The 21,709-nt window shown below is 59.0% G+C and carries 22 protein-coding genes; 17 read left to right on the top strand and 5 right to left on the bottom strand.

Annotation, left to right across the window (positions count from 1 at the left end; all coding sequences use genetic code 11):
* Positions 1–78: 78 nt before the first annotated feature.
* From nrdR to ACB028_RS05970, 12 genes are all read left to right on the top strand, one after another.
* Positions 79–528, top strand: coding sequence for a transcriptional regulator NrdR (gene nrdR / locus ACB028_RS06025; RefSeq protein WP_005298086.1), 450 nt, complete (start codon positions 79–81; stop codon positions 526–528).
* A gap of 57 nt (positions 529–585) precedes the next feature.
* Positions 586–1,695, top strand: coding sequence for a bifunctional diaminohydroxyphosphoribosylaminopyrimidine deaminase/5-amino-6-(5-phosphoribosylamino)uracil reductase RibD (gene ribD / locus ACB028_RS06020; protein WP_371143750.1), 1,110 nt, complete (start codon positions 586–588; stop codon positions 1,693–1,695).
* Between the two features lie 140 nt (positions 1,696–1,835).
* Positions 1,836–2,489, top strand: a complete 654-nt coding sequence (locus ACB028_RS06015; protein WP_371143749.1) for a riboflavin synthase — start codon at positions 1,836–1,838, stop codon at positions 2,487–2,489.
* A 132-nt stretch (positions 2,490–2,621) separates the two neighbouring features.
* Positions 2,622–3,731 carry a bifunctional 3,4-dihydroxy-2-butanone-4-phosphate synthase/GTP cyclohydrolase II gene (gene ribBA, locus ACB028_RS06010; protein ID WP_371143748.1) on the top strand — a complete coding sequence of 370 codons (1,110 nt, stop codon included), beginning with the start codon at positions 2,622–2,624 and terminating at the stop codon, positions 3,729–3,731.
* Between the two features lie 130 nt (positions 3,732–3,861).
* The gene (gene ribE, locus ACB028_RS06005; RefSeq protein WP_026456817.1) at positions 3,862–4,332 is read left to right on the top strand and encodes a 6,7-dimethyl-8-ribityllumazine synthase; all 471 of its coding nucleotides are present in this window, start codon (positions 3,862–3,864) and stop codon (positions 4,330–4,332) included.
* Between the two features lie 14 nt (positions 4,333–4,346).
* Entirely contained in the window at positions 4,347–4,760 is a 414-nt protein-coding gene (gene nusB / locus ACB028_RS06000; protein ID WP_026456816.1) for a transcription antitermination factor NusB, read from the top strand.
* Positions 4,761–4,961: 201 nt separating this feature from the next.
* On the top strand, positions 4,962–5,921 hold the full coding sequence (gene thiL, locus ACB028_RS05995) for a thiamine-phosphate kinase (RefSeq protein WP_342013081.1): 960 nt from the start codon (positions 4,962–4,964) through the stop codon (positions 5,919–5,921).
* Positions 5,918–6,412, top strand: coding sequence for a phosphatidylglycerophosphatase A (locus tag ACB028_RS05990; RefSeq protein WP_124239044.1), 495 nt, complete (start codon positions 5,918–5,920; stop codon positions 6,410–6,412). Before thiL ends, ACB028_RS05990 begins: the two co-directional genes overlap by 4 nt.
* 486 nt (positions 6,413–6,898) lie before the next feature.
* Positions 6,899–8,623, top strand: a complete 1,725-nt coding sequence (locus tag ACB028_RS05985; RefSeq protein WP_201980058.1) for an ABC transporter ATP-binding protein — start codon at positions 6,899–6,901, stop codon at positions 8,621–8,623.
* Positions 8,624–8,682: 59 nt separating this feature from the next.
* Positions 8,683–10,239 carry an ABC transporter substrate-binding protein gene (locus ACB028_RS05980; protein ID WP_042028116.1) on the top strand — a complete coding sequence of 519 codons (1,557 nt, stop codon included), beginning with the start codon at positions 8,683–8,685 and terminating at the stop codon, positions 10,237–10,239.
* Between the two features lie 97 nt (positions 10,240–10,336).
* Positions 10,337–11,311: an ABC transporter permease gene (locus tag ACB028_RS05975; protein ID WP_026456637.1), complete on the top strand. Its 975-nt coding sequence runs from the start codon at positions 10,337–10,339 to the stop codon at positions 11,309–11,311.
* Between the two features lie 4 nt (positions 11,312–11,315).
* Complete coding sequence (locus ACB028_RS05970; protein WP_042028115.1) at positions 11,316–12,257, top strand: ABC transporter permease; 942 nt, start codon at positions 11,316–11,318, stop codon at positions 12,255–12,257.
* A 111-nt stretch (positions 12,258–12,368) separates the two neighbouring features.
* Here ACB028_RS05970 and dxs read toward each other — a convergent pair whose 3' ends face one another.
* The 3 genes from dxs to xseB are packed head-to-tail and all read right to left on the bottom strand — an operon-like array spanning position 12,369 to position 15,401.
* Entirely contained in the window at positions 12,369–14,237 is a 1,869-nt protein-coding gene (dxs, locus tag ACB028_RS05965) for a 1-deoxy-D-xylulose-5-phosphate synthase (RefSeq protein ID WP_371143747.1), read from the bottom strand.
* Between the two features lie 21 nt (positions 14,238–14,258).
* On the bottom strand, positions 14,259–15,149 hold the full coding sequence (gene ispA, locus ACB028_RS05960) for a (2E,6E)-farnesyl diphosphate synthase (RefSeq protein ID WP_371143746.1): 891 nt from the start codon (positions 15,147–15,149) through the stop codon (positions 14,259–14,261).
* Positions 15,150–15,401, bottom strand: a complete 252-nt coding sequence (gene xseB, locus ACB028_RS05955) for an exodeoxyribonuclease VII small subunit (protein ID WP_042028110.1) — start codon at positions 15,399–15,401, stop codon at positions 15,150–15,152.
* A 212-nt stretch (positions 15,402–15,613) separates the two neighbouring features.
* On the opposite strand from xseB, the gene pomA reads away from it, so the two are divergent.
* The 3 genes from pomA (at position 15,614) to greA (ending at position 17,916) form a co-directional block, all read left to right on the top strand.
* Positions 15,614–16,372, top strand: coding sequence for a flagellar motor protein PomA (gene pomA, locus ACB028_RS05950; RefSeq protein WP_026455722.1), 759 nt, complete (start codon positions 15,614–15,616; stop codon positions 16,370–16,372).
* 8 nt (positions 16,373–16,380) lie between these two features.
* Positions 16,381–17,283, top strand: a complete 903-nt coding sequence (locus ACB028_RS05945) for a flagellar motor protein MotB (protein ID WP_371143745.1) — start codon at positions 16,381–16,383, stop codon at positions 17,281–17,283.
* A 156-nt stretch (positions 17,284–17,439) separates the two neighbouring features.
* On the top strand, positions 17,440–17,916 hold the full coding sequence (gene greA, locus ACB028_RS05940) for a transcription elongation factor GreA (protein WP_042028108.1): 477 nt from the start codon (positions 17,440–17,442) through the stop codon (positions 17,914–17,916).
* A gap of 50 nt (positions 17,917–17,966) precedes the next feature.
* Here the strand turns inward: greA and ACB028_RS05935 are convergent, their stop codons facing one another.
* Positions 17,967–18,560, bottom strand: a complete 594-nt coding sequence (locus tag ACB028_RS05935) for a hypothetical protein (protein ID WP_042073284.1) — start codon at positions 18,558–18,560, stop codon at positions 17,967–17,969.
* A gap of 106 nt (positions 18,561–18,666) precedes the next feature.
* Entirely contained in the window at positions 18,667–18,963 is a 297-nt protein-coding gene (gene yhbY, locus ACB028_RS05930) for a ribosome assembly RNA-binding protein YhbY (protein WP_371143744.1), read from the bottom strand.
* Between the two features lie 97 nt (positions 18,964–19,060).
* Here yhbY and rlmE point away from each other — a divergent pair, with 97 nt between their 5' ends.
* Positions 19,061–19,690: a 23S rRNA (uridine(2552)-2'-O)-methyltransferase RlmE gene (gene rlmE / locus ACB028_RS05925; RefSeq protein ID WP_026455727.1), complete on the top strand. Its 630-nt coding sequence runs from the start codon at positions 19,061–19,063 to the stop codon at positions 19,688–19,690.
* Between the two features lie 45 nt (positions 19,691–19,735).
* Positions 19,736–21,685, top strand: a complete 1,950-nt coding sequence (gene ftsH / locus ACB028_RS05920; RefSeq protein WP_026455728.1) for an ATP-dependent zinc metalloprotease FtsH — start codon at positions 19,736–19,738, stop codon at positions 21,683–21,685.
* Positions 21,686–21,709 lie beyond the last annotated feature (24 nt).

The raw sequence follows: 21,709 nt of genomic DNA, 5'->3' as shown, positions 1-21,709 counted from the left end.
CATGGCCGTGTTACACTGAGCGGCCTAGTGCCTGGCCCCGCGGGGCAGGAGCCCGTTTCTGTTAACGCCGGAGGTCCGATGCATTGCCCTTTCTGTAGTGCCGTTGATACCAAGGTGATCGATTCTCGCCTGGTGGCCGAAGGCCATCAGGTGCGCCGCCGTCGTGAGTGTCTGCTCTGCCATGAACGCTTCACCACCTTCGAGATGGCCGAGCTGGTGATGCCGCGGGTCATCAAGAGCAACGGCTCGCGCGAGCCGTTCAACGAGGACAAGCTGCGCGCCGGCATTCTGCGGGCGCTGGAGAAGCGCCCGGTGAGCATGGAGGCCATCGAAAAGGCGGTCAACCATATCAAGTCTCGCCTGCGCGCCACCGGCGAGCGTGAAGTCGCCTCCGAGCTGGTAGGCAATCTGGTGATGGACGAACTCAAGGGGCTCGACAAGGTGGCCTATATCCGTTTCGCCTCCGTCTACCGCAGCTTTGAAGATATTCGCGAGTTTGGCGAAGAGATTGCCAAGCTGGAGAAGTAAGCCTGCGTCAGGCTTTGTATGAATGACCCTCTTTTCTCGCCTGTAACGGGAGCCCAGATGTTTAGTCAAGACGATTACCGATGGATGAGCCGGGCCCTCGAACTGGCCCGTCGTGGCCGCTATACCACGGCGCCCAACCCCTGTGTCGGCGCCGTGCTGGTCAAGGCCGGCGAAGTGGTGGGGGAGGGCTGGCACCAGCGTGCCGGTGAACCCCATGCCGAGGTCTATGCCCTGCATGCCGCGGGTGAAAAGGCCCGCGGTGCCACCGCCTACGTGACCCTGGAACCCTGTTCCCACCATGGTCGTACCCCGCCCTGCGCCGAGGCGCTAATCAAGGCCGGCGTGAGCCGGGTGGTGGCTGCCATGGTAGATCCCAACCCCCAGGTGGCCGGTCGCGGCCTGCGGATGCTCTCCGAGGCGGGGATCAAGGCTGATTTCGGCCTGTTGGCTGCCGAGGCCGAGGCGCTCAACCCGGGCTTTTTCAAGCGGATGCGCACCGCGTTTCCGCTGGTGACGGTCAAGCTTGGCGCCAGTCTCGATGGCCGCACCGCCATGGCGAGCGGCGAGAGCCAGTGGATCACCTCCCCTGATGCGCGCCGCGACGTGCAGCGGCTGCGGGCTCGCCACGATGCGGTGCTCTCCAGCGCCGAAACCGTGTTGGCTGATGGCGCCTCCCTGACTGTGCGCTGGGATGAGCTGCCCTCCTCGGTCAAGGCCGCCTATCCCAAGGAGACCCTGCGCCAGCCGCTGCGGGTCATCGTCGATTCACAAAACCGGCTGACCCCGGACTTGCCCCTGTTCCAGAGCGAGAGCCCTGTGCTGCTGGCCCGTCACAAGGCGTACGGAGATTGGCCCGAGTGGGTACAGCAGCTGGAGTTGCCGTTGCACGAGGGGAGGCTCGATCTGGTCAGCCTCTTCATGCAACTGGCCAAGCAAAACGTCAACTCAGTGCTGGTGGAGGCGGGCCCGCGCCTGTGTGGCGCCCTGCTGGACAAGGGACTGGTGGATGAGTTGGTGCTCTATCAGGCGCCCAAGCTGATGGGGGATGAGGGGCGTGGCCTGTTCCATCTGCCCGGGCTGATCCGGCTGTTCCAGGCACCCAAGCTCAACATCAAGGATGTGCGGCTGGTGGGGCAGGATATTCGCATCACTGCCAAGATTGCCTGACGAGCCTGTTGGCTGCGTCTTGAGGCTGTTTGGCTGGCGGGTTGATTGCAAAGCAATCCATTCGCATGGCTGCCAACATGGCCTGATTTTTCCATTTTCTGCGGGGCCGGGCTGGCCCCGTCATCAGCAAGGTGATCTGCATGTTTACCGGAATTATCGAAGCGGTGGGAACCCTGGCCAGCCTGCGCCGCCAGGGCGAGGACATGGCCCTCACGGTGTACGCGCCGACCCTGGATTTTAGCGACGTGAAACTCGGCGACTCCATCGCTACCAACGGCGTCTGCCTTACCGTGGTGGCCCTGGGTGACAAGAGCTACACCGCCGATGTGTCGCTGGAGACCCTGTCGCGTACCGGCTTTGCCGAGGCCAGGGTGGGGGAGCGGGTCAACCTCGAGAAGGCCTTGATGCCCACCTCCCGCCTCGGCGGTCATTTGGTCTCCGGCCATGTAGATGGGGTAGGGGAAGTGAAAAGCGTCGCCAGCAGCGGTCGCGCTATCGAATACTGGATCGCAACGCCGGCGGAACTCTCCCGCTATATCGCCGAGAAGGGATCCATCGCGGTGGATGGCATCAGCCTCACGGTCAACGCGGTGCAGGGGGATCTGTTTCGCCTGACCATAGTGCCCCACACCGCTCAGGAGACCACCATAGCCCAGTGGAAACCGGGCCGGCGGGTTAACCTCGAGGTGGATCAGATTGCCCGCTATCTGGAGCGGCTGATGATGGGCAAGAGCCAGGAGAGCACGGCCTCTAACCTGACTCTGGAGAAGCTGGCCAAGGCCGGTTTTCTCTGAGGCGAAGCAAAACGCCGTTCTGTGATCCCGCTCCGATTGAAATGGGCCAGGGAGCCCCAATCTAGAGCCACATAAACCCAGGTCGAGTTGAGCCCGCAGGCTCAATCCCCACGCACATTGATGGAGTAGCCCATGGCGCTGAGCACAACCCAGGAAATCATTGCCGATATCAAGGCTGGCAAGATGGTGATCCTGATGGACGACGAAGATAGGGAGAACGAAGGGGACCTCATCATGGCCGCCTCCTGTGTCCGCCCGGAAGACATCAACTTCATGGCCCGCTATGGCCGCGGTCTCATCTGCCTGACCCTGACCCGGGATCGCTGCAAGCAGCTGGCGCTGCCGCTGATGGTCGATCGCAACAACGCCCAGTTCTCCACCGCCTTCACCGTGACCATCGAAGCGGCTGAAGGGGTCACTACCGGCATCTCCGCCGCCGATCGCGCCGTGACCGTACGGGCGGCCGTGGCGCCGGACGCCAAGGCCTCCGATCTGGTGCAGCCGGGCCATATCTTCCCGCTGATGGCGCAGGATGGCGGTGTGCTGACCCGCGCCGGCCACACCGAGGCGGGTTGTGACCTGGCTCGTCTGGCCGGTTACGAGGCGGCCTCCGTCATCGTCGAGATCCTCAACGAGGATGGCACCATGGCGCGCCGCCCGGACCTCGAGATCTTCGCCGAGCAGCACGGCATCAAGCTTGGCACCATTGCGGATCTCATCGAGTACCGCAACCAGCACGAGACCACGGTCGAGAAGGTGGCCGAATGCAAGCTGCCCACCGAATATGGCGAGTTCGACCTCGTCACCTTCCGCGACACCATCGACAACCAGGTTCACTTCGCGTTGAAAAAAGGCGAGGTGCAGGCGGATCAGCCGACCCTGGTGCGGGTCCATCTGCACGACGTGCTGAGCGATCTGCTGCTGACCGACCGTCATGCTGCACGCAGCTGGCCGCTGCCCAAATCCATGGCCCGCATCGCCGACGAGGGCGGGGTGCTGGTGATCCTGGGAGCAGAAGCCCATGGCGCCGAGCTGCTGGCCCGGGTCAAGGGGTTCGAGGCCGCCGACAAGGGGCTGGCACCGGAAGGGGCCAAGTGGCAAGGCACCTCGCGCCGGGTCGGCGTCGGCTCCCAGATCCTCAAGGCGCTGGGGGTGGGCAAGATGCGCCTGCTGAGCTCGCCGAAGAAGTACCACGCCCTCGGCGGTTTTGGCCTGGAAGTGGTGGAATACGTCGGCGAATAAGCGCCTCGTTTCGCTTAAATCACTATCATGGCCGCCTGTTGCGGCCATGGTTTTTGTCGTGGGTCTGTTGTGCTAGAATGTGCGCACTTTTGACTCCGGCCCTTTTGATTGCACAGATACAGGATTTCCAATGAAGGTTATCGAAGGAAATATTGCCGCTCCAGCAGCGCGCGTTGCGATTGTCGTTGCCCGCTTCAACAGCTTCATCAACGACAGCCTGGTGAGTGGCGCAGTGGACGTACTGAAGCGTCAAGGTCAGGTACAGGACAGCAACCTGACCCTGGTGAAAGTGCCGGGTGCGGTTGAAATGCCACTGGTCATCAAGAAACTGGCCAAGAGTGGTCAATACGACGCCATCGTGGCGGTCGGCACCGTCATCCGTGGCGGCACCTACCACTTCGATCTGGTCGCCAACGAGAACAGCAAGGGCATGGCCCAGGTAATGATGGAATATGAAATTCCGGTTGCCTTCGGCGTACTGACCACTGAAAACATTGAACAAGCCATCGAGCGTGCAGGTACCAAGGCGGGTAACAAGGGTGCAGAGGCTGCACTGGCAGCGCTCGAAATGATCAACGTCCTGAAAGAACTGGACGTGTAACGAGGAGAAATGCATTGAAACCGTCCGAGCGCCGTAAAGCCCGCCATTGCGCCACCCAGGCCATCTACCAGTGGCAGATGACCAAGGCCAATGTGGGTGACATCGAAGAACAGTTCAAGATCGATCAGGACACCAAGGGTGTGGACCTGAACTACTTCCGCGATCTGCTGTTTGGGGTATCGCTCCACTGCAACGAGCTGGACAAGGTGTTTGCACCTTTCCTCTCCCGTCCGCTGGAAGAAGTGGACATGGTGGACAAGGCGATCCTGCGTCTGGCGACCTATGAGCTGACCCGTCGTGATGATGTGCCGCCGCGCGTGGTGATCAACGAAGCGATCGAGCTGGCCAAAGCCTTTGCTGCCGATGACAGCCACAAGTTTGTCAACGGTGTACTGGACAAGGTGATCAAGTCGCTGAACAAGCGCTGATCCTGACGTTCATCAGCATTCAATGCTGATAGATGCTCTGTTGCGAGAAGTCGTCAGCAAGGTGAAGAGCAGCGCAGGGGCCGGAATGTGTAGAAATACATGAGGAGCCCGGGCAGCGGATGAGCCTTGATCACGATTTCGCAGCAAGAGCAGCAACAGCATCTAATAGAGGAGCCAGCTTAACTGCTGGCTTTTTACTGTATGGGTGAATTTGAGCTGATTGATAAGTACTTCAAGGTTCCCCACGCCCGCAAGGACGTGGTGATGGGCCCCGGAGACGACTGCGCCCTGCTGACCCTGCCTCCCGATACCCAGCTGGCGGTGAGCACGGATACCCTGGTGAGCGGCGTGCACTTCTTTCCTGACATGGATCCGGTGGATCTTGGCTACAAGGCGCTGGCGGTCAACCTGTCCGATCTCGCCGCCATGGGGGCCGAGCCGCGCTGGGTCTCTCTGGCCCTGACCCTGCCCGCCATCAACGAGTCCTGGGTGGCCGGCTTTGCCGAAGGTTTCCTCGAGCTTGCCGAGTACTACAACGTGGCCCTGGTCGGGGGCGACATGACCCGTGGCCCCCTCTCCATCACCATCTCGGTGCAAGGCTCGGTGCCGGCCGGACGTGCCCTGATGCGCAGCGGCGCCCGGGCCGGCGATGGCATCTATGTCACCGGCACCCTGGGGGACGCCGCCCTGGCGCTCTCCCACCTGCTCGGCAAGCGTACTCTCAACGAGAACCAGCTGGCGGCCGTTCTGCCGAGGCTCGATCACCCCCATCCCCGCATCCTGGCCGGTCAGGCTCTGCGCGGGCTGGCGGGCAGTGCGCTGGATCTCTCCGACGGGTTGGCCTCGGATCTTGGCCACATTCTCAAGGCGTCCGGCGTGCGGGCCCAGATCGATCTGGATCTGCTGCCTCTCTCGCCGGTGCTGCAGGATGCGGTGAGCGAGCAGGAGGCGTGGCAACTGGCCCTGGCCGGTGGCGACGACTACGAGCTCTGCTTCACCGTGCCGGAAGAACACCGCGGTGCCCTGGATACGGCGCTGGCTCACAGTGGCGTCAAGTTTACCCGCATTGGTCGCATCGTGGCCGGTGATCCCGGGATCGACTATCTGCGCGGCGAGCAGCCGGTCGAGCTGACGCTGAAAGGGTGGGATCACTTCGCATGAGTTTGTTCAGAATAAAGCCCGAACTGAAACGGCTGAACCTGAAGAACCCGCTCCATTTTTTGGCGGTGGGCTTTGGCTCCGGTCTCTCCCCCAAGGCGCCGGGCACCATGGGAACCCTGGCCGCAATCCCGCTCTACCTGCTGGTGAGTGGTCTGGCTACCCCCTGGTTTATCGCCCTGTTGCTGGTGGGCTTTGTGGCGGGAATTCGCATCTGCCAGAGCGCCACCGATGCCATCGGCATGCCGGATCATGGCGCCATCGTTTGGGACGAGGTAATAGGCTTTGGTGTCACCATGATAGCGGCGCCGGCTGGTTGGGAATGGGTTGTGGCCGGCTTCGTGCTGTTTCGCCTGTTCGACGTGCTCAAACCCTGGCCCATCTCCTGGTTTGACCGTCGCATCCACGGCGGGCTTGGCATCATGCTCGACGATCTCATCGCCGGATTGTTCGCCCTGTTTTGTATGCAATTGCTGGCCTTCTGGCTCGGCTGAGCAACCCCTTCAGGGGAGGACGGCTCTGCTCCTCCCCGATTTATATCTGCTTAATTTTCATTCGTCGGCATATGCTGCCAGTAAAAATCCATTTCACATAAATATTCACTACTCAATCGAAGCTCGCTACTAATAATGCAATAGTGCTTATTGCCATCTGTTGCGCCATTGTTGAAATTAAAGTATTGATACAGTGTAATTGATGGGTTTATAGGCTGTATTTGTGATGAAAATCATAACTTTCATCTACTGTGTTGCTGGTTATCTGAGCAAAGTATTGCGAAATTGTATAACTCAATCATTTACACCCGTTGGCAAACCGTCTAAGTTACTCGCGGGTTATTCCAAAAAAATGCAAAAAACCCGCCCGGATCGCTGGTTTCACTGCCTCATGGATTGAGCAACTATTGCCCAAGGTAACAACCGGCATCTGCGGCTGATTTACGGACGAATTATTTGGGACGGATGTCCCCCGCAGAGGTAAACATGTCCTTGCTCGAAGTAAAGAACTTGCGGATCGAGTATCCCTCCCGCTATGGGGTGCTGGCCGCAGTCAAAGATCTCTCTTTCTCCATCGAAAAAGGGGAAATCGTCGGCGTCGTGGGTGAGTCAGGTGCCGGCAAGTCCACCATCGGCAATGCCGTCATCGATCTGTTGAGTCCTCCCGGTCGCATCGCCCGCGGCGATATCTATCTCAACGGTGAGCTTATCTCCGGCAAGAGCCAGAACGAGATGCGGGCCATTCGCGGCTCGCGCATCGGGTTCATCTTCCAGGATCCCATGACTTCCCTCAACCCGTTGTTCACCGTCGAACATCAGCTGGTTGAAACCATCCTCGCCAATACCGATCTGACCCGCCAGCAGGCCTTTGACAAGGCACTCGAGCTGATGGGGGCGGTGGGGATCCCGAATCCGGATCTGCGCATCAAGCAGTATCCGCACCAGTTCTCCGGCGGCATGCGCCAGCGGGTGGTCATCGCCATCGCCCTGTCGTGCGACCCCGAGCTCATCATCGCCGACGAGCCGACCACGGCGCTGGACGTCTCCATCCAGGATCAGATCCTCCAGCTCATCCGCACCCTGTGCAAGGAGCGTCAGGTGGGCTGCATGTTGGTGACCCACGACATGGGGGTGGTCTCCAACGTCACTGACAAGGTGGCTGTGATGTATCGCGGCGATCTGGTGGAATTCGGCACCACCGAGCAGGTGCTGGGGGCTCCCAACCATCCCTACACCCGCAGTCTTATCTCGGCGGTACCGCGCTCCGACGTCAAGCTGGTGCGCTTCCCGCTGGTCTCCTATATCGAGGATGCCGGCGCTCCGGATACCAGCATCGATCTCAAGACCCACTGGCTCGGCCAGAGCCAGGATGAGCGCTCATACGAAGGAGCCCTGCTGCGGGTGGAGAACGTGGATCTCAAGTTCGTCACCAAGGACTCCATCTTCCCGAGCCGCCGTCAGTATGTGCGGGCCTGCAACAACATCAGCTTCGAGATCTTCGAAGGGGAGACCTTCGGTCTGGTGGGAGAGTCGGGTTCCGGCAAATCCACCATCGCCCGTGCCATTACCGGCCTCTATCCGCCTGACACCGGCAAGATCGTGTTCGAGGGGATCGATCTGACTGCGCTCAAGAGCGAGAGCGAGCGTCGCCCATTGCGTCGCCAGATGCAGATGGTGTTTCAGAACCCCTATTCGTCGATGAATCCGCGGATGAAGGTGCGCGACATCATCGCCGAGCCGATCCGCTTCCACAAACTGGCGGACAGCGAGAGCCAGATCGAGGGGATCGTCGGCGATCTACTGGATCACGTGGGGCTCGGCCGCGGTGCCGGGGTCAAGTATCCCCACGAGTTCTCCGGCGGTCAGCGCCAGCGCATCTCCATCGCCCGCGCCCTGGCGACCCGTCCGCGCTTCCTCATCTGCGACGAGCCCACCTCGGCGCTGGATGTCTCGGTGCAGGCCCAGATCCTCAACTTGCTGAAGGATCTGCAGAAGGAGCTCGGCCTCACCATGCTGTTCATCAGCCACGATCTGCCGGTCATCCGCCAGATGTGCGATCGCATCGGGGTGATGCAGCACGGCAACCTGGTGGAGGTGGCCGAGACCGAGAAACTGTTTACCAATGCCGAGCATGAGTACAGCCGCAAGCTGATCTCGCTGATGCCGGAGTTCAAGGGAATGTCCCGCGAGGGGCTGGAAATCGCAAGCTAGGAAAGCACCGGTTCGCCGGTTTGTCTGTCAATAAAAAAGCCAAAAGCATGGAGAAAACAATGAAGAAAGGATTGTCCAAAATTGCCATGGCGCTGTTTGCCGCCGGTTTCGCGTTCAGTGTCTCTGCCGCCGATATCAAGGTAGGCGTCGCTTCCGATGCCACCTCGCTGGATCCCCAGGAGCAGCTCTCCGGCCAGACTCTGGAAATGTCCCACCTGGTGTTCGATCCCCTGATGCGTTACACCCAAGACCTGCAGTTTGAGCCGCGCCTGGCCGAAAAATATGAGCGTATCGACGACAAGACCGTCCGCTTCCACCTGCGCAAGGGCGTCAAGTTCCACTCCGGCAACGACTTCACCGCCGATGACGTGGTGTGGACCGTCAACCGTCTGAAGGCTTCCCCTGACTTCAAGGCGATCTTCGATCCCATCGCCGAAGCCAAGAAGGTGGATGATTTCACCGTGGATCTCGTCACCGCCAAGCCGTTCCCGCTGGTGCTGCAGACCGTAACCTATATCTTCCCGATGGACTCCAAGTTTTATACCGGCAAGACCGAAGCGGGCAAGGACAAGGCCGAGATCGTCAAGAACGGTGACTCCTTCGCCTCGACCAATGTCTCCGGTACCGGTCCGTTCAGCGTCAAGTTCCGCGAGCAGGGCGTGAAGCTGGAATACGTGCGCAATGCCAACTACTGGGACAAGGCTTCCAAGGGCAACGTCGAGAACCTGACCGTGGTGCCCATCAAGGAAGACGCCACCCGTGTGGCCGCCCTGCTGGGTGGTGACGTGGACATGATTTACCCGGTTGCTCCGAACGATCTGGAGCGCGTCAAGAACGGCAAGGATTCCCAGCTGGTCACCCTGTCCGGTACCCGTGCCATCATCATCGAGCTGAACCAGAACACCAACCCGGCGCTGAAAGACAAGCGCGTGCGTCAGGCAATCAACTACGCCATCAACCAGGTGGGTATCGTCGACAAGATAAACAAGGGTTTCGGTACTCCGGCCGGCCAGCTGAGCCCGAAAGGCTATGCAGGCTATAACGAGGCGCTGGTGCCCCAGTATGATCTGGCCAAGGCCAAGGAGCTGATGAAGGAAGCCGGTTACGAGAAGGGCTTCAAGATGAGCTTCATCTCCCCGGCTGCCCGTTACGTCAACGACGTCAAGATCGCCCAGGCTGTCTCCGCCATGCTGGCCAAGATCAACATCAAGGTGGATCTGAAGACCATGCCGGTGGCCCAGTACTGGCCGGAGTTTGACAAGTGCGCCGCCGACATGCAGCTGATTGGCTGGCATTCCGACACCGAAGATACCGCGAACTTCTTCGAGTTCCTGACTTTCACCAAGGACGCCAAGACTGGTATGGGCCAGTACAACTGTGGTGGCTATGCCAACGCCGAAGCGGACAAGATGGTGATGGATGCGAACACCGAGACAGACCCGGCCAAGCGTGCCGCCATCCTGCAGAAGGTGGAAGCCATGCTGATTGAAGATGCCGCCTATGTGCCGCTGCACTGGGAAGATCTGGCTTATGGTGCCAAGAAGAACGTCGACATCAAGCCGGTGGTCAACGTAATGAACTTCCCTTACCTGGGTGACCTGGTGGTCAACAAGTAAGCGCAAGTCGCAAGGAAGGACGGGGTGGCGCGGCCAAGGTCGCGCCACCCACTAACAGAAGCCTGTGCCATGACACAGGCCACGTAGAAGGACAAGCATGTTTACATTCCTGCTGAAACGGTTCTATCAGGCCGTGATAGTGATGTTCGTCATCAGCCTGGTCGCCTTCTCCATCCAGGACAACCTGGGGGATCCGCTGCGCGAGCTGGTGGGACAATCCGTCTCCGAGTCCGTGCGCCAGGAGCTGCGCGACAAGATGGGCCTCAATGATCCCTTTTTGGTCAAATACAGCCGCTTTCTGAAGAATGCGGTGCATGGGGATCTGGGCACCTCCTATTTCTTCAAGCGACCGGCTCTCGAGGTGATCCTCGACAAGCTGGTGGCTACCCTTGAGCTGGTATTTGCCGCCGCGATCATCATCGTCGTGGTCTCCATTCCGCTCGGGGTCTACTCTGCGATCCGCCCGCGCAGTATTCCCACCAAGATCATCATGGCGGGAAGCAGTATCGGCATCTCGATCCCGGTCTTTTTGACCGCCATCATGCTGATGTATCTCTTCTCCATCCAGCTGGGCTGGCTGCCTGCCTACGGCCGTGGTGAGACTTACAACCTGCTGGGCTGGGAGTCCGGCTTCTTCACCTGGGATGGCATCAAGCACCTGATCCTGCCGGCGGTGTCGCTCTCCTCCATCATGCTGCCGCTGTTTATCCGGTTGGTACGTTCCGAGATGCTGGAGCAGCTCTCCTCCGAGTACGTCAAATTTGCTCGCGCCAAGGGGCTGGACAACAACAAGGTCTACTACCAGCACGCCCTGAAGAACACCATGCTGCCGGTCATCACGGTGGGCGGTGTGCAGATCGGTACCATGGTGGCCTACACCATACTGACCGAGAGCGTGTTCCAGTGGCCGGGTACCGGCTTTTTGTTCCTCGAGGCCATTCACCGGGTCGATACCCCGCTCATCACCGCCTACGTCATCTTCGTCGGCCTGATCTTCGTGGTGACCAACACCCTGGTCGACCTGCTCTACGGGTTGATCAACCCGACCGTCAACTTGACCGCTAAGGGGTAAGCACATGAGCAATGCAGTAACTGCGAGCCCGAGCCGCTGGGCGCGCTTCAAGAACTCCGACATCGTCTACTACTTCCTGCGGGACAAGGTAGCCATGTTCAGCTTTGCGGTCTTCGTGGTGTTTGTGCTGGCGGCGCTGCTGGCGCCCTGGATTGCACCGCACAACGTCTATGACCAGACCAGCTTCGATCTGATGGATGCCGAATTGCCGCCCTCCTGGCTGGAAGGGGGCGAAGAGCGCTTCTGGCTCGGTACCGATAACCAGGGCCGCGACATCTGGAGCACCATCCTCTATGGCGCTCGCATCTCGCTGACTATAGGTCTATTCGCGGTAGCGCTGCAGCTGGTGCTTGGTATCGTCATCGGTCTGCTGGCCGGTTACTTCGGTGGTCGCATCGACAACCTGCTGATGCGTTTTGCCGACGTCCAGCTGTCGTTTTCCACCATGATGGTGGCCATTATCATCTCCGCCATCTTCCAGGCGACCTTTGGCTCTGAGTTCTACTCCAAGTTCGCCATCCTGATGCTGGTGGTGATCATCGGCATTGCCGAATGGCCGCAATATGCCCGGACCGTGCGCGCCTCCGTGCTGGCGGAGAAGAAGAAGGAGTATGTGGAAGCGGCCAAGGTGATGGGCTTTCGCGCCCCGCGCATCATGTTCCGTCACATACTGCCGAACTGCCTGTCGCCCATTCTGGTGATCTCCACCGTGCAGGTGGCCAACGCCATCATGAGTGAGGCGGCGCTCTCCTTCCTCGGGCTAGGCATGCCGGTGGATCAGCCGTCCCTCGGTTCGCTTATCAGTGTGGGCTTCAACTACATCTTCTCCGGCTCCTGGTGGATCACCGCCTTCCCGGGTATCTGCCTGGTGGTGCTGGTGCTGGTCATCAACCTCCTGGGGGACTGGCTGCGAGATGTGTTCAATCCCAAAATCTACAAAGGTTGACGGTGCTCTGTTCACGGAGCGGTTGCGACGATTTGTGAGCAGGTTCCAGACCATGAATGACAAGAAGGGCGCCATATTGGCGCCCTTCTTTATTGCTCGCGGGGAATTTCGTCAGGCTTGCAGCCAGCGCTCAATGCTGGCCTGGATGCCAGCGTCATCCAGTCCGAGCAGGGCGTAGATCTCCTGCTGGGTGCCTTGTTCCACGAAGCGATCCGGCAGGCCCAGGTTGAGCACCGGCTTGCACTTCTTGCTGCGCATCAGCAATTCGTTCACCGCCGAGCCGGCACCACCCATGATGGCGTTGTCCTCGAGGGTGACGAAGTAATCGTGAGTTGCGGCCAGGGAGAGCACCAGCGCCTCATCCATCGGCTTGACGAAGCGCATGTCCACCAGGGTGGCATCGAGCGCCTCGGCGGCGGCCCTGGCGTGCTGCAGCAGGGTACCAAATGCCAGGATGGCGGTGCCCTTGCCTTCCCGCAACACGCGACCCTTGCCAAGCTCGAGTACCTGCATCTCTTGCGAGACGGGGGTATCGCTCAGGCTGCTGCCTCGGGGATAACGCACTGCCGCTGGCCCCTGATGCAGGTAACCGGTGTAGAGCATCTGGCGGCATTCGTTCTCGTCGGACGGAGTCATGATCACCATGTTGGGCACGGTGCGCAGGAAACTGATATCAAACGCCCCCTGATGGGTCGGGCCATCGGCCCCCACCAGACCGGCCCGGTCGATAGCGAACAGCACCGGAAGATCCTGTAGGGCCACGTCGTGGATCACCTGATCGTAGGCGCGCTGCAGGAAGCTTGAATAGATGGCGACCACCGGCTTCTTGTCGGCGATGGCAAGGCCGGCGGCGAAGGTGACCGCATGCTGTTCGGCGATGGCCACGTCGAAGTAGCGATCCGGGTATTGCTGGCTGAATTTCACCAGTCCGGAGCCCTCGCGCATGGCGGGGGTGATGCCGACCAGCTTCTCGTCTTTCGCCGCCATGTCGCACAGCCACTGGCCGAAGATGGCGGAGAAGGTGGGCTTGCCGCCGCCGCTCTTGGGCAGGGTGCACTCGTCGGGATTGAATTTGGGGACGGCGTGATAGCCGATGGGATCTTTCTCCGCCGGCTCGTAGCCCTTGCCCTTCTTGGTTTTGATGTGGAGCAGCTGGGGCCCCTTGAGATTGCGCATGTTGCGCAGGGTCTCGACAAGGGCGTCGATATCGTGGCCGTCGATGGGGCCGATATAGTTGAAGCCGAACTCCTCGAACAGGGTGCCCGGCACCACCATCCCCTTGAGATGCTCCTCGGCCCGTTTGGCCAGCTCCTTGACCGGCGGCAGACCCGCCAGCACCTTCTTGCCGCCTTCGCGGATAGTGGTGTAGAGCTTGCCGGACATGACCCGGGCCAGGTGATTGTTCAGCGCCCCGACGTTCTCGGAGATGGACATCTCGTTGTCGTTGAGGATCACCAGCATGTCCTTGTGGACGTCACCGGCGTGATTGAGCGCCTCGAACGCCATCCCGGCCGTGATGGCTCCATCGCCGATCACCGCCACCACCTTGCGCCCCAATCCTTCACTCTCGGCCGCGACCGCCATGCCGAGCGCTGCACCGATGGAGGTGCTGGAGTGGCCGACGCTGAGGACGTCGTATTCGCTCTCGCCCCGCCAGGGGAAGGGGTGCAGACCATCCTTCTGGCGAATGGTGTGGATCTGGTCGCGACGTCCGGTCAGGATCTTGTGGGGATAGGCCTGGTGGCCCACATCCCAGATCAGGCGATCGAACGGGGTGTTGTAGACGTAATGCAGGGCAACCGTCAGCTCGACCGTGCCCAGACCGGAGGCAAAGTGGCCGCTGGAGCGGCTCACCGAGCGCAGCAGATACTCGCGCAGCTCGTTGCACAGTGCAGGCAGCCGATCCTTGGGCAGAGAACGCAGCTCTATCGGGGTATCCGCCAGGGCCAGGTTGGGGAAATTGCTAATATCAACGCTCATATTGTTACTGTTATCCAGCGTTTAGTGGGTTCGCTCGATGATGTAATCGGCAAACGCTTCCAGAATGTCGGTATTGTAGGGTAAAGATTGCAATGCTGTTAAGGCTTTACCATGGAGTTCGCGAGCCAGTTCACGGGCATTGTCGAGTCCGAGCAGCGCAGGATAAGTGCTTTTCTCTTGCGCCAGATCGGAGCCTTGCGGCTTGCCCAGGGTGGCGGTATCGCTGGTAATGTCGAGGATGTCATCCTGCACCTGGAAAGCGAGGCCAATGGCGGCGGCGTAGGTCTGCAGCGCGGCCAGGGTCGTTTCATCCACGTCGGCCTTGCACAGGGCTCCCAGCATGACGGCGCACTCGATGAGGGCCCCGGTCTTGTGGCGATGGATCTGCTCCAGTTCGGCCAGGCTGATTTGACGTCCTTCGGCCTGCAGGTCGAGGGCCTGGCCACCACACATACCCAGATATCCCGAGGCGCGAGCGAGGACGCTCAGCATCCGCACCCGGTTGGCCATCAGTTCGCCGGGCAGGGGGTGATCGGCCAGGATGGAGAAGGCCAGGGTCTGCAGGGCGTCACCGGCCAGAATGGCGGTGCCTTCATCGAAAGCCTTGTGCACGGTCGGTTGGCCGCGACGCAGATCGTCATTGTCCATGGCGGGCATGTCGTCGTGCAGGAGGGAGTAAGCGTGGATGCACTCGACCGCGGCGGCCGGGCCGTCCAGCAGTTCTCTTTTTACTCCCAGCATTTCGCCAACTGCGTAGACCAGGAAGGGGCGTACCCGCTTGCCTCCGAGCAGCAAGCCATACTTCATGGCATCGCGCAGGCGCGGGGCCATGGCGGGCAAGGATTCAAGTTGTGCTGACAAACAGTCGTCGATACGTTGACGATGCAGACGGGAAAATTGGTCCAGCGCCACTCACTCCTCTCCTTGTTCTGGCTGGAAGGGGGCGAGTTGTTCACTGCCATCGGCCTGGCTCAGCAGGATCTGGATCTTCTGTTCGGCCTGTTCCAGCTTCTGCTGACCGGCGCGAACCAGATGAATGCCCTGTTCGAACTGCTTGAGTGCCTCTTCCAGCGGTAAGGAACCTTGTTCCAGCTGATGAACGATGGTTTCCAGCTCTTCCAGAGTGGCATCAAAACTCAGACGGTCGATTTTTTTACTGGCCATGTCCATCCTCGGGGATTGAAAAAAACGGCTTATATTAACATCGACCGCCCCCATGGGGGAGGCAGAAAAACACCCATGGCTCAAACTCTCCGACAATTGGTCGATAATGAGACATCATTCCGAGCGGATGTGTGCTTGCCGCCTGGGGCGCAATAGCAGAAAATTCAACAAACTATAAATAGCAACAAGCACCGGTGACAGGAGTAGGGATTGTGGATCTAGGTAGTCTGATTGGGGTAGTGCTGGGATTCGGGGTGGTCGTCTACGGCATGCTGCTGGGTGGTCCGGTCAGCATGTATGTGGATGTCCCCTCTGTCATGATCACCGTCTTGGGCTCCATCTTCATCGCCATGATGAAGTTCAACCTTGGCCAGTTCCTGATGGCTTTCAAGGTGGCGGGCAAAGCCTTCATGTACAAGGGCGACAAGCTGGAAGACCTGATTGCCAAAGCGGTTGAACTGGCCGATGCCGCCCGCAAGGGGGGCTTTCTGGCACTGGAGGCAGCCGAGATCCCCAGTCCCTTCATGAAGAAGGGGATCGACATGCTGGTGGATGGTCACGATGCCGATGTGGTGCGTTCTGTGCTGGAAAAAGACATCGATCTCACGGCGGAGCGCCACTCCAGTGCCATCAAGGTGTTTCGCACCCTGGGGGATCTCGGTCCGGCCATGGGCATGATCGGTACTCTGGTCGGTCTGGTGGCCATGCTGTCGAATATGAGCGACCCCAAATCCATCGGCCCGGCCATGGCGGTCGCCTTGCTGACCACCCTGTACGGGGCCATCGAAGCGAACATGATCGCCATTCCCATCGCTGACAAGCTGGAGCTGCGTAGCGGCGAGGAGAGCTTGAGCCGTGCCCTGATCCTCGACGCCATCATGGGGATCCAGGATGGTCAGAACCCGCGGGTGATCCAGTCCATGCTGCAGAACTACCTGAACCAGTCCAAACGCAATGATGGCACCGAGTAGGGGGCATAATGTCTAAATGCAAATGTCCGCCACCAGGGCTGCCTGGCTACATGGGGACTTTCGCTGACCTGATGTCGCTGTTGATGTGTTTCTTCGTGTTGCTGCTGTCGTTTGCCGAGATGGACGTGCTCAAGTTCAAGCAGATTGCAGGCTCCATGAAGAACGCATTCGGGGTGCAGAACATTCTGGAAGTGAAGGACATTCCCAAGGGGACGTCCGTCATCGCCCAGGAGTTCAGGCCCGGTCGTCCCGAACCGACCCCGATCGATACCATCATGCAGCAGACCATCGACATGACCCAGACCGAACTGGAGTTTCTGCCGGGTGAGGCGGAACAGGCGGGCGGCCAGGACAAGAGCGATGGCAAGCAGACCGGGGGGGATACCCCCCAGACGTCGCAAACGGCGCAGCAGGCCCAGCAGCAGTCCAACAACCTGGCTAAAGCACTGGCCGAGCATCTCAAGGATCAGATCCAGGATGGCGCCATCGAAATTGAGGCTTTGGGGCAGCAGATCATCATCCGGATCCGCGAGAAGGCCTCCTTCCCTGCCGGCTCTGCATTCTTGCAACCCCAGTTCTGGCCGGTTATCCGCAAGGTCGCCGCTCTGCTGAAGGATGTTCCCGGGGAGATCACCATCTCGGGCCATACCGACAATGTGGCGACCGAGAACGAGTTGTTCAGCTCCAATTGGGATCTTTCCACCCAGCGTGCGGTGGCGGTAGCCCACCAGATGATCAAGGTGCCCGGTTTCGATCAGAGTCGTTTGGTGGTGCAGGGAATGGCCGATACCCAGCCGCTGGTGCCCAATACGACGGCCGAAAACCGTCGGATGAATCGACGGGTGGAGATCTCCATCATGCAGGGCAAACCGACGATTTCCGAGCCGATATCCGTGCCGAAAGCACAGTGATCTCGGCCATAAACAAGTGTGCAAGTGGGATCTGTGTCGGGGCACTGACATGGATTTTGTGCCGGCTTCATATTAAGATGCCCCATCCGAACCGATTGCTGCGACCGGCTGATGCTTGGTCGCAGTCTCTTTTTTCAAGCAACCCAGGTTTCGACTATGAATCATACTCCGATGACTGTTCGCGGCGCTGAAAAGCTGCGCGAAGAGCTCGAATATCTCAAGACCGAGCTTCGTCCCCAGATTATCGAAGCGATTGCCGATGCCCGTGAGCACGGCGATCTGAAGGAAAATGCCGAATACCATGCCGCCCGTGAGCAGCAGGGGTTCTGCGAAGGACGTATCCAGGAGATCGAAGGCAAGCTCTCCAATGCCCAGGTGATCGATGTCACCAAGATGACCAACAATGGTCGGGTGATTTTTGGCGCTACCGTTACCCTGCTCAAGAGCGAGACCGAGGAAGAAGTGGTCTACCGCATCGTGGGTGACGATGAGGCTGACATCAAGCAAAACCTCATCTCCGTCAATTCCCCCATTGCCAGAGCCCTGATTGGCAAGGAAGTGGATGATGTCGCCATCGTCAAGACGCCGGCAGGCGATGTGGAATACGAAATCCTGGAAGTCGCCTACATCTAACAGGATGGCAAGGTGCCGAAACAGGGGGGCATAGGCTCCCCTGTTTGTCTTTACCCGGTTCGATAGGCTTCGGTGAAGGCATCCTGGTGGCGCAGGAAAATCCAGTTGCGTAGACACTCCAGATCAGGTTTGGCCATCTGGAAATGCAGCGCCCAACCCTGAAGGCCGTTTTGCTGGTGAATATGCCTGATCAGCTCGGCGCAAAGGGGGAGTGGGGCCAGTTCGTGAATATAGAGGGTGCCGTTGAGAGTGGAGCCCTTGATCAGGTTTGAGGGCAAGCCTTCCACTACCAGACCGTCCAGTGACAGGCTGTGCACCTGATAGTCGGTTCCGGCCACCCTGAAACGGGCTTTCTCATCGAGACGCCAGGTTCGTTGGTGTGGGTAGCCGAGTTCCTTGATGACAGGAGCGGTAATGCGTGGCTCGATAAAGCCGTCATCCCCCTGGGTGAAGCGCAGGGGAAAACGAAGCTGATGTCCTGCGAAGCGGGCTTCAAGTACGAGCCGATCGGCGCGTTGCAGCAGTCCAACCAGAGGCGTTGCGAGGTAACCGCTCAGAGATTGTCCGGCGGTGTTTTCCTGATCGTTTCCCAGGTCCCGCAACATGGCCAGTTCATCTTCGGTGAGAATCTGGTGATGTTCCATAGCGGCTCTCTCCACGACTATTCATCGCAGGTTAAGGGCTTGGCGACTACCTTTGCAAGCGACTCGGGAAGGAAATGAAATAAGGAAAGAGCGATGCTCTTTCCTTTTACTTGCGGGGCAGCTGGATTTTGGGTTCGTTGGCCTGACGGTAGATGGTCAGCACATGACCCATGCTCTGCACCTTGATTGCACCGGTTTCACGGACGATAGCATCCATAACCAGTTGTTTCATATCGCGATCTTCAGAGGCAACCTTAACCTTGATCAGCTCGTGATGGTTCAGTGCCAGATCGATCTCGGCCAGTACGCCTTCGGTCAGACCATGTTGACCCAGCAGGACAACAGGCTTGAGGCTGTGGGCAAGGCCCTTGAGGTACTGTTTCTGTTTATTGTTGAGAATCATCGCAATTTCTTCATAAGTCAGGGTTGAAAGGGGCGTATTCTACCCCCACTTAGCCCTTAATACTAATAACCCTTGTGGTTTTTTAAAGTCGATTATCATGACCCAGAAAAAACGTTCCGCCAGTTCAACTCGCTGGTTAAAAGAACATTTCGACGATCAATACGTCAAAAAAGCCCAGAAGATGGGGCTGCGTTCCCGTGCCGTTTTCAAGATTGACGAGATCCAGGGCAAAGACCGTCTGCTCAGGAATGGCATGACAGTGGTGGATTTGGGGGCGGCTCCGGGTGGCTGGTCCCAGTTCGCGGTTGAACAGGTGGGTGAGTCGGGTCGTGTCATCGCCTGTGACATTTTGCCTATGGATCCCATTGCCGGTGTCGATTTCCTGCAAGGGGACTTTCGGGAGGAAACTGTGCTTGGCGCTTTGCTGGAGCGAGTGGGTCCCGACAAGGTAGATGTCGTGATGTCTGATATGGCACCCAATATGAGCGGTACCCAGCAGGTGGATCAGGCCCGGGCCATGTATCTGGTCGAGTTGGCACTGGACATGTGCAACCAGGTATTGCGCAGCGATGGCAGTTTTGTGGTGAAGGTGTTCCAAGGGGAGGGTTTCGACGCCTATCTCAATGAAATACGTCAACTTTTCACAACTGTCAAAATTCGCAAACCAGACTCATCCCGAGCCAGATCACGGGAAGTCTACATTGTGGCTACCGGTTTTAAACTGTAGTACCCTAACCTTCATCGTTAACTGTCAGTCTGCGAGGTTACTGATTTGAGTGACATGGCGAAAAACTTAATCCTGTGGCTGGTCATCGCCGTCGTATTGATGTCGGTGTTCAATAGCTTCAGCCCCAGCGATACCACCAGTCGCCAGCTGGACTATTCCAGCTTCGTTAAAGAGGTGACCCAAGAGCAGATCCGTGAAGTTCGGATGGACGGCAAGGTCATTAACGGCGTCAAACGGACTGGTGAGCGTTTCACCACCATCATTCCTGCGCCGGATCCCCAGCTGCTCAACGACATGCTCAACCATAACGTAAAAGTCATGGGCGAGAAGCCGGAAGAGCCGTCTCTGCTGACCTCCATCTTCATCTCCTGGTTCCCGATGCTGCTGCTGATTGGAGTCTGGGTCTTCTTCATGCGTCAGATGCAGGGCGGCGGTGGCAAAGGTGCCATGTCGTTTGGCAAGAGCAAGGCTCGCCTGATGAGTGAAGATCAGATCAAGACCACCTTCGCCGACGTCGCCGGTTGCGATGAGGCCAAGGAAGAGGTCAAGGAGCTGGTCGACTACCTGCGCGATCCGAGCAAATTCCAGAAACTGGGCGGCAAGATCCCGACTGGCGTACTGCTGGTAGGTCCTCCCGGTACCGGTAAGACTTTGCTGGCCAAGGCCATTGCCGGTGAAGCCAAGGTGCCTTTCTTTACCATTTCCGGTTCCGATTTCGTCGAAATGTTCGTGGGTGTGGGCGCCTCCCGGGTGCGTGACATGTTCGAGCAAGCCAAGAAATCCTCTCCCTGCATCATCTTTATCGATGAGATCGATGCTGTCGGCCGCCAGCGTGGCGCCGGTCTGGGTGGTGGTCACGACGAACGTGAGCAGACCCTGAACCAGATGCTGGTCGAAATGGATGGTTTCGAAGGCAATGAAGGCATCATCGTTATCGCTGCCACCAACCGTCCTGACGTGCTGGATCCGGCCTTGTTGCGTCCTGGTCGTTTCGATCGCCAGGTGGTGGTCGGTCTGCCGGATGTCCGTGGTCGTGAACAGATCCTGAAAGTACACATGCGCAAGGTGCCGTTGGCCGATGACGTCAACGCAGCCCTCATTGCCCGTGGTACACCAGGTTTCTCCGGTGCCGATTTGGCCAACCTGGTCAACGAAGCGGCCCTGTTCTCCGCTCGCGAGAGCCGCCGCGTGGTCTCCATGGCCGAGTTCGAGAAGGCGAAGGACAAGATCATGATGGGGGCGGAACGTCGCTCCATGGTGATGAAAGAGTCCGAGAAAGAGATGACCGCTTATCACGAAGCGGGTCACGCCATCATCGGTCGTCTGGTCCCGGATCATGACCCGGTTTACAAGGTCTCCATTATTCCCCGTGGTCGTGCGCTGGGGGTGACCATGTATCTGCCGGAGCAGGATCGCTGGAGCCACTCCAAGCAGCATCTGGAGTCCATGATCTCCAGTTTGTACGGTGGTCGTCTGGCAGAAGAGCTGATTTACGGTGCAGAGAAGGTATCGACTGGTGCCTCCAACGACATCGAGCGAGCCACCGATATCGCCCGCAAGATGGTGACCCAGTGGGGTATGTCCGAGCGTCTCGGTCCCATGCTCTATGCGGAAGAAGATGGTGAAGTATTCCTCGGTCGCAGCATGGCCAAGGCCAAGCATATGTCCGACGATACTGCTCGTATCATCGATGCCGAGGTCAAGCAGGTCATCGATCGCAACTACGACCGTGCCAAGCAGATCCTGCTGGATAACATGGACGTGTTGCACAGCATGAAAGATGCGCTGATGAAGTACGAAACCATCGACGCCAAGCAGATCGACGATCTGATGGCTCGTCGCGAAGTGCGTGCCCCCAGCAACTGGCATGATGAGCACGGTGATACACCGCAAGGTGGTTCGACTGTTGCTGCTGAACCCAAACCGGCTGCAGCCGCAACGGAACCGGTGGCGGATGTCGATATCGACAAGGCCAACGATCTCCCGGCTAAATAATCGTGACTCTCCAAACCCCGGGCT

It is taken from the genome of Aeromonas sp. S9(2024), assembly GCF_041403185.1.
GTDB classification, from domain to species: domain Bacteria; phylum Pseudomonadota; class Gammaproteobacteria; order Enterobacterales; family Aeromonadaceae; genus Aeromonas; species Aeromonas enteropelogenes.
Note: the sequence above shows the minus strand (reverse complement) of the source record. Positions and strands in the feature narration are given on the sequence as shown.